General features: G+C 69.2%; 11 protein-coding genes. All 11 read left to right on the top strand.

All coding sequences use genetic code 11. The features are described 5' to 3' along the window. Positions 1–121: 121 nt before the first annotated feature. The 11 genes from MCHUDSM44219_RS28030 to MCHUDSM44219_RS27980 all read left to right on the top strand — a co-directional run bounded on the left by MCHUDSM44219_RS28030 (position 122) and on the right by MCHUDSM44219_RS27980 (position 11,518). Positions 122–427, top strand: a complete 306-nt coding sequence (locus tag MCHUDSM44219_RS28030) for a type VII secretion target (protein ID WP_048421558.1) — start codon at positions 122–124, stop codon at positions 425–427. Continuing rightward, a complete protein-coding gene (locus MCHUDSM44219_RS28025; RefSeq protein WP_048421557.1) occupies positions 427–1,281 on the top strand; it encodes an ESX secretion-associated protein EspG in 855 nt (284 codons plus the stop codon). Before MCHUDSM44219_RS28030 ends, MCHUDSM44219_RS28025 begins: the two co-directional genes overlap by 1 nt. A gap of 15 nt (positions 1,282–1,296) precedes the next feature. Beyond that, entirely contained in the window at positions 1,297–1,800 is a 504-nt protein-coding gene (locus tag MCHUDSM44219_RS28020; RefSeq protein ID WP_048421556.1) for a hypothetical protein, read from the top strand. Continuing rightward, on the top strand, positions 1,793–3,517 hold the full coding sequence (gene eccA / locus MCHUDSM44219_RS28015) for a type VII secretion AAA-ATPase EccA (protein ID WP_048421561.1): 1,725 nt from the start codon (positions 1,793–1,795) through the stop codon (positions 3,515–3,517). Before MCHUDSM44219_RS28020 ends, eccA begins: the two co-directional genes overlap by 8 nt. 2 nt (positions 3,518–3,519) lie before the next feature. Then, positions 3,520–4,983 (top strand): type VII secretion protein EccB, encoded by a 1,464-nt coding sequence (gene eccB, locus MCHUDSM44219_RS28010; RefSeq protein WP_048421555.1) that lies wholly within the window; start codon positions 3,520–3,522, stop codon positions 4,981–4,983. Next, positions 4,980–7,211, top strand: a complete 2,232-nt coding sequence (gene eccCa / locus MCHUDSM44219_RS28005; protein ID WP_048421554.1) for a type VII secretion protein EccCa — start codon at positions 4,980–4,982, stop codon at positions 7,209–7,211. Before eccB ends, eccCa begins: the two co-directional genes overlap by 4 nt. Further along, positions 7,208–8,989 (top strand): type VII secretion protein EccCb, encoded by a 1,782-nt coding sequence (eccCb, locus tag MCHUDSM44219_RS28000; RefSeq protein WP_048421553.1) that lies wholly within the window; start codon positions 7,208–7,210, stop codon positions 8,987–8,989. Before eccCa ends, eccCb begins: the two co-directional genes overlap by 4 nt. A 145-nt stretch (positions 8,990–9,134) precedes the next feature. After that, positions 9,135–9,431, top strand: a complete 297-nt coding sequence (locus tag MCHUDSM44219_RS27995) for a PE family protein (protein WP_048421552.1) — start codon at positions 9,135–9,137, stop codon at positions 9,429–9,431. 31 nt (positions 9,432–9,462) lie between these two features. Then, positions 9,463–10,770 (top strand): PPE family protein, encoded by a 1,308-nt coding sequence (locus MCHUDSM44219_RS27990; RefSeq protein WP_048421551.1) that lies wholly within the window; start codon positions 9,463–9,465, stop codon positions 10,768–10,770. Between the two features lie 102 nt (positions 10,771–10,872). After that, on the top strand, positions 10,873–11,181 hold the full coding sequence (locus MCHUDSM44219_RS27985) for a WXG100 family type VII secretion target (RefSeq protein WP_048421550.1): 309 nt from the start codon (positions 10,873–10,875) through the stop codon (positions 11,179–11,181). A 40-nt stretch (positions 11,182–11,221) separates the two neighbouring features. Beyond that, on the top strand, positions 11,222–11,518 hold the full coding sequence (locus MCHUDSM44219_RS27980) for a WXG100 family type VII secretion target (protein ID WP_053081415.1): 297 nt from the start codon (positions 11,222–11,224) through the stop codon (positions 11,516–11,518). Positions 11,519–11,542 lie beyond the last annotated feature (24 nt).

Raw genomic sequence — 11,542 nt, 5'->3', positions numbered from 1 at the left:
GACGCCGAGACCAAGCAGTTCGCCGCCGCGATCAGCGAGCGGCTCACCGACCGAACCGCCGCGTCCACCCGCCCCGGCCGCCACCCGACCGCCGCTGTAACCGAGCAGAGAAGACACCGCCATGTCGTATGACGCCCTCGAGGTGACGACCGCGCATCTGCGCGAACTCGCCGCCAAGCACGGTCAGGCCGCGGCCGAGATCACCTCGGCCGCCGCCGCCGTCGCCGATGCGGACACCCGCATTCGGATGACCCACGGGGTGGTCGCGTGGTCCACGGCGGCGGCGCTCGAGGCGATCCAGCAGGCCCGTGCCGGCGCAGCGGCCAGCATCGCCGGCAACTCCCTCGCGCTCGAGGAGAATCTGACCCTCGCCGCGCACCGGTACGAGACCACCGACCAGGCGTCCGCCGAGCGGCTCCGCCGGTGATGGCCAGTCCGTTCTTCGGCGACGCCGAACCCACCCACTATGACGACGTGGTCGGCGCTGAAGTGACCATCGACGGCATGCTGGTCATCGCGGACCTGCTGCACCTCGTCGACTTCCCCCTGGCCCTGGGCATCCGACCCAACATCCCGTACGAGGACCAGCGCAGGGTCGTGTGGGAGCAGGTGACCCGTGACCTGACCGCCCAGGGCATCCTGACTGCGTTCGGGGATCCGCACCCCGAGGTCGCCGCCATGGTGGACGCGTTGAGCAGGCCGGACCGCACGCTGGACTGCCGGTGGTGGCGCCGCGACGTCGGTGGCAAAATGGTGCGCTTCGTGGTGTGTCGTAAGGGGGATCGACATGTCGTCGCCGCGCGCGATGAAGAAATGCTGGTGCTGCAGCGGGTCGCACCGCAGATCGGGTTGGCCGGCATGGTGAACGTGGTCATCGGCGACGCCTCCCCGGCAAACGTCGAACCGCTCACCGGTATCGCGGCCACGCTCGCAGGAGTTCGCACCGCCGACCAACTGGCGAACTACGGCCAGCCACCGTCGTCGGCGAAGATCTACGCCGAGGCGATCGGCAATCCGCGCAGCTGGGTCGAGATCACGGCCCACGAACGCCATCCCGGAGGCACGTCCTCACAGGCCGGTGTGGGCGCCGGCGTGCTGGATTCCGTCCACGGGCGCATCGTGTCGATTCCGCGCCGCGTCAACGGGGAGCTGTACGGCAGCTTCCTGCCCGGCAGCCCGGAGAACCTGCAGCGCGCACTCGACGAGCTCGTCGCGTTCCTGCCGTCCGCGGCGTGGTTCGACCATCGCGACGCCGACGCGTATGCACCGGATCTGGACTGAGAGAGGCATCAGCAGGTGGTTCACCCCCCGCCCGGTCTCCCCGATGACGGAGACCACGACGACCTGGCGGCGCTGGATTTCAGCGCCGCCGGCTCCGACGCGGGTGAGACCGACCTCGGAGAGATCCTCGGCGACTACCCGGCCGCTCCCGGCGCGCTCGATCCGACCCTCGACGTCGATGGCAGCGGGCCCATGTTCACCGTCACCAACCCACCCGGAACGGTCACCGTGACGACGTACATGGACGGCCGGGTGCACCGCGTCGACCTGTCCCCGCAGGCGGCCGCGATGCCCGAGACGCAGCTGGGCGAGGAGATCGTCGTCATCGCCGGGCTCGCCACCCAGGACGCCCGCTCCGCGCAGTACACCCTGATGCTCGACGGCATGCGCGAGCAGGGCAACGACGACGCCGCGACCCGCGACTTCCTGACCCGCGACCTCGATCTGCCCACCCCCGAACAGGCGCAGGCCGCCCGCGCCGAGCTGTTCACGACCCGGTATGCAGGTGAGCATGACTGACCATCTGGCAAGCATGTTCGGCACCGCGGTGGGGATGCTGCCCACCTCCCCGGCGCGGTCGCTGGAGATGTTCACCGAGATCACCGAGTACGACGAAAGTGCTTGCGACGCATGGGTCGGACGCATCCGCTGCGGCGACACCGACCGGGTGACGATGTTCCGCGCCTGGTACTCGCGGACCAACTTCGGTCAGCTGGCCGGGGCGGCGGAGATCTCGATGAACAGCCTGGGCGCGCGCGTCCCGATCGGCGGGATGTTCGGCCAGATCACCTATCCGGTGAACTCGCCGTTGGCGATCACCATGGGCTTCGCGGTCACCGAGGCCGGCGTGGGCAACTACGCCGACGCGATGGAGGCGCTCGACGACGTGCCGTCGGTGGGCGCCGAGCACCTGGTGTCGTGGGTGAAGGCCGTCGTGTACGCCGCCGCGCAGCGCTGGACCGACGTCATCGACGAGGTCCGCAGTGCGGCCAACACGTGGCCGGACAAGTTCCTGGCGGCCGCGGCGGGGGTGGCGCACGGGGTGGCGGCGGCCAACCTCGGTCTGTTCACCGAGGCGGAAAGCCGCCTGGTGGAGGCGAATTCGTCGCCGGCGGGGGAGGCCTGCAACCGAGCCATCGCCTGGTATCTGGCGATGGCCTACCGCAGCCTCGGCAACGAGGAAGCCGCTGTCCGGCTGCTGGAGTGGCTGCAGGCGTCCTACCCGTCCCCCGACGTGGCTGCCGCACTGCGGGATCCGGCCTACCGGCTGCAGACGACGACCGCGGAGAAGATCGCCTCGCGGCGTGACCCGTGGGATCCCGACAGCGTCGAGGCCGACCACTCCGGCCGCGAGGTGCTGCTTGCCGACGCCCAGGCCGAGCTGGACCGCCAGATCGGCCTGACCCGGGTCAAGGAACAGATCGAGCGCTACCGCGCCGCGACGCAGATGGCGAAAGTGCGTGCCGCGCGCGGGATGAAGGTGGCCCAGGCCTCCAAGCACATGATCTTCACCGGCCCGCCCGGAACCGGCAAGACGACGATCGCGCGGGTGGTCGCCAACATCCTCGCCGGGCTCGGGGTGATCGCCGAACCGAAACTCGTCGAGACGTCGCGCAAGGACTTCGTCGCCGAGTACGAAGGGCAGTCCGCAGTGAAGACGGCCCGCACGATCGACCGGGCGATGGGCGGGGTGCTGTTCATCGACGAGGCCTACACGCTGGTGCAGGAGCGTGACGGGCGCGCCGACCCGTTCGGCACCGAGGCGCTGGACACGCTGCTGGCCCGCATGGAGAACGACCGCGATCGCCTGGTCGTCATCATCGCCGGCTACAGCAACGACATCGACCGGCTGCTGGAGACCAACGACGGCCTGCGGTCGCGCTTCTCCACTCGCATCGAGTTCGACTCCTACTCTCCCGAGGAGATCGTGGACATCGCGAAAGTGATTGCCGAAGCCAATGATTCGTCGCTCAGCGAGGACGCCGCCAAGCAGGTGCTCGACGCGGCGACGCTGCTGAGCCAGAGCAGGGCAGGCGGCAAACCGGCACTCGACGTCGCCGGCAACGGCCGCTACGCCCGTCAGCTGGTGGAGGCCGGTGAGCAGAGCCGCGACATGCGGCTGGCCCGCTCTCTGGACTTCGACAGCCTCGGCGTCGAGGAGCTCAGCGAGATCAGCGGCGACGACATGGCAGCGGCGATCACGTCGGTGCACGGACGAATGAACATCAGCGGGTAGCGATGGCCGGATTCCGACTCACCACCAAGGTCCAGGTCAGCGGCTGGCGCTTCCTGCTCCGTCGTGTCGAGCACGCGATCGTGCGCCGGGACACCCGGATGTTCGACGATCCGCTGCAGTTCTACAGCCGGGCGGTCAGCGCGGGGATCATCATCGCGGTGCTGATCTGCCTGGGCGCGGCGTTGCTGGCCTACTTCAAGCCGCTCGGAAAGCGCGGCGGCGACAGCCTTCTCGTCGACCGGACCACCAATCAGCTCTACGTCGTGCTGCCCGACAGCGGGCAGCTGCGGCCCGTGTACAACCTGACGTCGGCCCGGCTCATCCTCGGCAACCCGGGCACGCCGGTGGCCGTCAAGTCCCAGGAGCTCGACACGATGTCGAAGGGCCAGCCGCTCGGCATCCCCGGCGGGCCCTGGGCCACGCCGGTGTCCGCGTCCCCGCAGACCCAATGGAGCCTGTGCGACACCGTCGTCAAACCGGAAAGCGTTGCGCCGACCGTCGATACGTCGGTGCTGATCACGCCGCTGGTACTGGACTCATCGGTCGGTCCGATGCGCCCCGAGCAGGGCGTGCTGGTGTCCTACCAGGGCGCCGACTGGCTCGTCACCGCCACCGGACGGCACGCGATCGACATGTCGGACCGTGCGGTGACCTCCGCGGTCGGCATCCCGGTGACCGCGAAGGCCACGCCGATCTCCGAGGGGCTGTTCAACGCGCTGCCCAACGCCGGTCCGTGGCGGCTGCCCGACATCCCCGCCGGCGGGGCGCCGAACACTCTGGGGCTACCCCCGGAGTTGGTGGTCGGTTCGGTCTTCACCACGCTGACCGATGACGACGAGCAGAACTACGTGGTGCTGCCCGACGGCGTCGCGAAGGTCAATGCGACCACCGCGGCCGCACTGCGGGCGACCAACTCGTTCGGCATGATCGCCCCGCCGCCGATGGAGGCCAGCGCGGTGGCCCGGGTGCCCGAGCAGGTCTACAACTCGCCGCTGCCGGACATCCCGATGACGATGCTCGCCCGGCAGGACAGCCCGACACTGTGCTGGGCGTGGCAGCGCGAACCCGGTGACCAGTCCCCGAAGACCACCGTGATCGCCGGCCGGCACCTGCCCCTTCCGGCCACCACGCTGGACACCGGGATCGACCAGATCACCGGGGATGCCACCGTGCACATCGACGGGGGCCAGTACATCCGGCTGCAGTCACCGGACCCGCGCTACGGCGAGAGCCTCTACTACATCGACCCGCAAGGGGTGCGCTACGGCCTGCCGAACGAGGAGACCGCCGGCAAGCTGGGGCTGACCTCGCCGAAAACCGCACCGTGGCAGGTGGTCAGCCTGCTCGTCGACGGTCCTGTGCTGTCCGAGCAGGCCGCGCTCGTCGAGCACGACACGCTGCCCGCCGACGCCAATCCGCGCAAGGTCGACGCCGGACAGACCGTGCCGGCAGGAGGTGGGGGATGACCACTCGCAAGTTCACCCCGATCATCAAGCGCGGGCCGCGCCTGACCCCGGGCGAGATCAACGTGACCCCGCCCGAGGATCTCGGCATCGACATCCCGCCGTCAGGCATGCAGAAGGCGCTGCCGTGGGTTCTCGGCGGCTGCATGCTCGGCATGATCGCGATCATGATCTTCAGTGGGGTGCGCCAACTCTCGCCCTACATGTTGATGATGCCGCTGATGATGGTGATGGCCGCCGTCGGCCTGGTGGCCAGCGGCGGCAGCGGCGGCAAGAAGGTGCCCGAGATCAACGCCGACCGCAAGGAGTACCTGCGGTACCTCGCGAACCTGCGCACCCGGGTGACGTCGTCGGCGGCCGCCCAGGTGACGTTCTTCAACTACCACGCACCGCATCCCGACGACCTGCTGTCGATCATCGGCACGCACCGGCAGTGGTCGCGCGCCACCAACGCCGACTTCTACGCCGCGACCCGGATCGGTCTCGGATCCGAGCCGGCGGTGGACCGGTTGCTCAAGCCTGCGGTGGGCGGTGAGCTCGCCGGCCCCACCGGTGCGCCGCAGCCGCATCTGGAACCGGTCAGCCACATGTGGGTGACGAAGTTCCTGCGTACCCACGGACTGATCCACGACTGCCCGAAGATGGTCCAACTCAAGACGTTCCCCACCATCGCCGTCGGCGGCGACGCCGACAGATCGGCGCGGTTGCTCGCCGCGATGATCTGCCATCTCGCGGTGTTCCATCCGCCGGACATGCTGCAGATGCGGGTGCTCACCGACGACCCCGAGGACCCGGCGTGGTCCTGGCTGAAGTGGCTGCCGCACGTTCAGCACCAGTCCGACACCGACGCCGCGGGCGCCACCCGGCTGGTGTTCACCCGACCCGACGGGCTCAGCGATCTCGCCGCGCGCGGACCGCACACCGCCGACTCCGCCCCGAACGGCCCCTACGTCGTCGTCATCGATTTGACCGGCGGCAGAGCGGGATTCCCGGCGGATGGCCGTGCCGGCGTCACGGTAGTCACGCTCGGAAACCACCGGTCCAGCTACCGGATCCGGGTGGACGCCGAGGGTACCGCCGACGACAGCCTGCCCAACGCGCCGTTCCGCTTAGTGGCCAGCGCGGTCGACGGCTTGACCCCCGGCCAGGCCGAACGGATCGCGCGCAAGCTCGCCGGCTGGTCGATCACCGGCACCATCATCGACAAGAGCACCCGGGTGCAGAAGAAGGTCGCCACCGAGTGGCACGAGATCGTCGGCGCGCAGACGGTCGAAGAGGTGACCCCGGCGCGCTGGCGGATGTTCACCGACACCGACCGCGACCGGCTGCGGATCCCGTTCGGGCACGAACTCAAGACCGGCGAGGTGATGCACCTCGACATCAAGGAGGGCGCCGAGTTCGGCGCCGGCCCGCACGGCATGCTGATCGGCACCACCGGCTCCGGCAAGTCGGAATTTCTTCGGACGCTGATCCTCTCGTTGGCGGCCACGCACCATCCCGACCAGATCAACCTGCTGCTCACCGACTTCAAGGGCGGGTCCACCTTCCTCGGTATGGAGAAACTGCCGCACACCGCGGCCGTCGTCACCAACATGGAAGAAGAAGCCGAACTGGTCAGCCGGATGGGCGAGGTGCTCACCGGCGAACTGGACCGGCGCCAATCCATCCTGCGGCAGGCGGGCATGCAGGTGGGGGCCGCGGGCGCGCTCTCGGGCGTCGCCGAGTACGAGAAGCACCGCGAGCGCGGCGCCGACCTGCCGCCGCTGCCGACGCTGTTCGTGGTGGTCGACGAGTTCGCCGAACTCCTGCAGAACCATCCGGACTTCATCCAGCTCTTCGACCGCATCTGCCGTGTGGGCCGGTCGCTGCGTGTGCATCTGCTGCTGGCCACCCAGTCGCTGAACACCGGCGGCACGCGCATCGACAAACTCGAACCGAACCTGACCTACCGGATCGCGTTGCGCACCACCAGTTCCGCGGAGTCCAAAGCGGTGATCGGCACGCCTGAGGCGCAGTACATCTCGAACAAGGAGAGCGGCGTCGGATTCCTGCGGGTGGGGATGGAGGACCCCGTGAAGTTCCAGAGCGTCTACACCGGCAACCCGTACGTGCCCACGGTGGTCGCCGCGGGCGACGCGGATGCCGGCCCGCGCACCCAGGCCGACCGCAACCTGCGGATCCACCGCTTCACCGCGGCGCCGATCCTCGATGCGACGACGGTGAGCTCATGACCATCGACTCGGGCCAGAAGGTGCTGCGCGAGGTGGTCCTCGAGCAGCTCACCACCGGCGACAACCACGCGTACCGAATGTGGTTGCCGCCGTTGGCCGACCCCACCCCGGTCAACGAGCTCGTCGCGCGGGACTACGAGCGACGGCCGCTGCGCATCGGCATCGGCATCATGGACGAGCCGCGCCGGCACCGCCAGGAGGTGTGGGGCATCGACATCGCCACCGCGGCGGGCAACATCGCCGTCGGCGGTGCACCGCAGACCGGCAAGTCGACGTTCCTGCAGACGTTCATCCTGTCGGCCGCCGCGACCCACACGCCGCGACAGATCCAGTTCTACTGCGTCGACATGGGCGGCGGCGGCCTGATGTACATCGAGGACCTGCCGCACGTCGGCGGCGTCGCCACCCGCGCCGAACCCGACCGCGTCAACCGGGTCGTCGCCGAGGTCAAAGCCGTTCTGCGGCAACGTGAGCAGACCTTCAAGCAGTACCGCGTCGGATCGATGGCCGACTACCGGCAGATGCGCGACGACCCCACCCATCCCGCGGCGGCCGACCCGTTCGGGGACGTTTTCCTGGTGATCGACGGCTGGCCGGCGTTCGCCGCGGAGTTCACCGATCTCGAGGCCGTGGTGCAGGACATCGCCGGTCAGGGTCTGGCGTACGGCGTGCACGCGATGATCACGACGCCGCGCTGGACGGAGTTGCGCGCCAGGGTGCGTGACTACCTCGGCACGAAGGTGGAGTTCCGGCTCGGTGACGTCAACGAGACACAGGTCGACCGAATCACCCGGGAGATCCCGATCAACCGGCCCGGCCGCGCGGTGTCGACCGAGAAGCACCACCTGATGATCGGCGTGCCGCGCCTCGACGGTGTGCACAGCGCCGAGGGCCTGGTGCCGGCGATGGCGGCCGCGGTGCGCGAGATCTCGGCGCGCCACACCGAGGAGGCGCCACGGGTACGCGTGCTTCCCAGCCGAGTGCACCTGCAGCAGCTGGATCCGACCCCGCCCGGGCCGGACGCCGATTACCGGACGCGATGGACCATCCCGGTCGGTGTGCGGGAGTCGGATCTGACCGTCGCGCACAACCACATGCACACCACGCCACACCATCTGATCTTCGGCGCCCCCAAGTCGGGGAAGACGACGATCGCGACCGCCGTCGCGCAGGCGATCTGCGCGCGCAACAGTCCCCAGCAGGTGCGCTTCATGGTCGCCGACTACCGCTCGGCGCTGCTCGAGGCGGTCCCGGAGAGCCATCTGCTCCCGGCCGGCGGCATCAACCGCAACCACGACACCCTCGTGGAGTCGGTGAAGGCGCTGGTGGTGAACCTGACCAAGCGATTGCCGCCGGCGGACGTCACGCCGGCGCAGCTGCGGCAGCGGTCGTGGTGGACCGGACCCGACGTGGTGCTGCTGGTCGACGACTGGCACATGATCGTCGCGGCCGGCGGCATGGTGTCTCCGATGGCCCCGCTGGCGCCCCTGCTGCCCGCCGCGGCCGACATCGGCTTGCACCTGGTGGTGACCTGCCAGATGAGCCAGGCCCACCGCGCCACGCTGGACAAGTTCGTCGGCACCGCCTACGGCGCCGGTACCCCCACGATGTTCCTGTCCGGGGAGAAGCAGGACTTCCCGTCGCGGGAGATCATCGTCAAGAAAAGGCCGCCTGGGCAGGCTTTTTACGTCACTCCCGACGCCAAGGAAGTGATCCAGGCCGCCTACGTGGATCCCCCGGCAGAAGAAGTGTTCGGAGCACCCCCCGGGGGCGGTTAACATGGATTCCGAGGTTGTCCAGCAAACGCAGACCAGGCGAGGCGGGCAATCGGTACGGGGGTTCGTTCACACGTCGAGCGGGCAATGCCCTGGACAAGTGTCAGATAACTGCGTGTCGTCGTCACCAGGAACGAGGAGCTAGCAAATGCAACCACTGAATCATGATCCTGCCGCGGTCGGAATCGGCGGCCAGGTCACCGCCAACGGTGCGCGGGGCCTCGCCACGGGCACCGCAGCCACGGCCGAGGTGACCGCCCTGGCTCCCGCCGGCGCCGACGAGGTCTCGGTGCACGCGATGGCGGCGTTCATGTCCGAGGGTGTGCAGACGCTGGGCATCAACGCCCTCGCGCAGGAGGAGATCGCCCGCGCCGGCGCGACGGTGATCGAGGTGGCCGGGGTGTACGACGCGGTCGACGCCGCGAACGGCGCGACGCTGATCTGACCGACCGACCGAAAACGACGTCTGGTTTCTGATGGCTGCGCCACCGATTCTCGTTCCCCCCATCTGGGGGGCCTTCCCGCCGGAAGTGAATACCGCGCGTCTGCAGGCGGGGGCTGGTCCCGCGCCGATGATGCAGGCCGCGGCCGGCTGGGAAGCGCTCGCGATCTCGCTGGAGACGCAGGCGGACGAGCTGGCGGCGAGCCTGGCCTCGCTGGCCCAGAACTGGCAGGGCGCGGGCAGCGAGCGCGCGATCAGCGCGGCGATGCCGATGGTGATCTGGCTGAGGATGCTGGCGCTGCAGGCCCAGAAGCGTGCGTTGCAGGCGACCGCGCAGGCCGGTGCGTACACGACGGCGTTCGCGGCGACGCCGCAGCTTCCCGAGATCGAGATGAACCACGTCACCCACGGCGTGCTGGAGTCGACGAACTTCCTCGGGGTCAACACCGTGCCGATCGGCCTCAACGAGGCCGACTACGTCCGGATGTGGGACCAGGCCGCGACGGTGATGAGCACCTACCAGGCCGAGACGGTGGCCAACGCGACGTTCGAACCGATCGCACCGCCCAAGCCGATCGTCGTCCCCGGCGGGGCGGAAGCGGCTATGGCGGTGGGTCTTTCGGGAGCGGCCCCCGGCATGGCCAGCGCGGTCGCCCGCGACGTCACCATGGCCAAGGTCAGCGCGATCGGGAAGGTCGACGAGGCGGGCCAGAAGGCGGGGGCGTTGCAGGGGGCGGTGCGGCAGGCGACCGATCAGGCGAAGTCCCCCGCCGAGCAGGGCCAGCTCATGCAGCAGGCGCCGCAGATGGGCATGCAGATGGTGTCGCAGCTGGGATCCACGCTCGCGCAGGCGCCGCAGCAGCTGATGCAGGGCGTCACCCAGCCGTTCCAGCAGCTGACCCAGCCGCTGCAGCAGGTCTCCTCGCTGTTCGGCCAGCTCGGCGGAATGGGCGGGGACAAAGGTCCGCAGGTCGGAATGCTCGGTGCCACACCGTTTTCCAACCACCCGGCGATCGGTGGCAACGGGCCGGCGGCCGGTGCGGGCCTGGTGCGGGCCGCGTCGCTGCCCGGTGCGGGCGGTACGTCGTCGCGCACGCCACTGATGTCGAACCTGGTGGGCAAGGAGCTGCAGCCGACGCTGTCGCCGGTGGCCGTCGGTGCCGGAGCCGCCGCGGGCGGCGCCGCAGCCGGGCTGGCGCCGGTCGGAGGTGGCGGCGGCATGGGCGGCGGACCGATGGGCATGCTCGGCCAGCGCGGCAAGAGCGGCGGCAACCGGGCCGGGCTGAATGCGCCCGCACCACTGGAATACGACCTCGACGAAGACGAGACGGACGACTGGTGATCGTCCACCACACACTTGCCGACCGCCCGGTCGGGGAGCTCGCTACACGGGCGAGAGCACACATAACCGAGAACACAGGGAAAACGAGGGAAGGTCAGGCACATGGCACTTGAGGCAGATGTCGCAGCATTGAGCGCGGGGGCGGCGACGTTCGACCGCATCGCCGGCGAACTCCAGTCGGTTCGCGCCCACGTCGAGACCGTCGCCGCGTCGGCGGCACAGAACCTGAGCAGCCCGTCGGCAGGACAGGCGTTGCAGGCCGCGCTGGTGCGCTACCACGAGGCCGCCGACCAGCAGAACCGCCTGCTCGCCGACATCTCGCACAACATCCAGCAGAGCGGCGTGCAGTACGACTCGACCGACACCGACAACGCCTCTCACGTTGCCAACGCCATGAGCAACGTGCTCTGAGCGTCGATACCCGAACCGAATTTCAGACAAGGAGAACACCGTGACAAGCGGATCCATCAATTACAACTTCGCCGGGATCGAGTCCGATTCGGCCGAGATCGCCAGCGCCGTCAACCGGGTCAACGGGTTGATGTCCGAGGGCCATAGCGCGCTCAACTCCCTGCAGGCCGCCTGGATGGGCACCGGCTCGGACTCCTACCAGGTGATGCAGCAGCGTTGGAACCAGAACTCCGAGGAGCTCAACCTTGCGCTGCAGAACCTCGGTCAGGCCGTGGCCAACGCCGGTCACGACATGGGCGGCACCGAGAACAGCGTCGCGAGCACGTTTTCCGTCTGAACCGCGGCGTGCCGGCGGGCGACC

The sequence above is a fragment of the Mycolicibacterium chubuense genome (assembly GCF_001044255.1).
GTDB classification, from domain to species: Bacteria; Actinomycetota; Actinomycetes; order Mycobacteriales; family Mycobacteriaceae; genus Mycobacterium; species Mycobacterium chubuense.
Note: the sequence above shows the minus strand (reverse complement) of the source record. Positions and strands in the feature narration are given on the sequence as shown.

What these genes read in the sequence shown, in the direction of transcription:
- MCHUDSM44219_RS27995 (WP_048421552.1), top strand. Translation starts at nt 9,135, where the DNA reads ATGCAACCACTGAATCATGATCCTGCCGCGGTCGGAATCGGCGGCCAG.
- eccCa (WP_048421554.1), top strand. Translation starts at nt 4,980, where the DNA reads ATGACCACTCGCAAGTTCACCCCGATCATCAAGCGCGGGCCGCGCCTG.
- MCHUDSM44219_RS27990 (WP_048421551.1), top strand. Translation starts at nt 9,463, where the DNA reads ATGGCTGCGCCACCGATTCTCGTTCCCCCCATCTGGGGGGCCTTCCCG.
- MCHUDSM44219_RS28025 (WP_048421557.1), top strand. Translation starts at nt 427, where the DNA reads ATGGCCAGTCCGTTCTTCGGCGACGCCGAACCCACCCACTATGACGAC.
- MCHUDSM44219_RS28030 (WP_048421558.1), top strand. Translation starts at nt 122, where the DNA reads ATGTCGTATGACGCCCTCGAGGTGACGACCGCGCATCTGCGCGAACTC.
- eccCb (WP_048421553.1), top strand. Translation starts at nt 7,208, where the DNA reads ATGACCATCGACTCGGGCCAGAAGGTGCTGCGCGAGGTGGTCCTCGAG.
- eccA (WP_048421561.1), top strand. Translation starts at nt 1,793, where the DNA reads ATGACTGACCATCTGGCAAGCATGTTCGGCACCGCGGTGGGGATGCTG.
- MCHUDSM44219_RS27985 (WP_048421550.1), top strand. Translation starts at nt 10,873, where the DNA reads ATGGCACTTGAGGCAGATGTCGCAGCATTGAGCGCGGGGGCGGCGACG.
- eccB (WP_048421555.1), top strand. Translation starts at nt 3,520, where the DNA reads ATGGCCGGATTCCGACTCACCACCAAGGTCCAGGTCAGCGGCTGGCGC.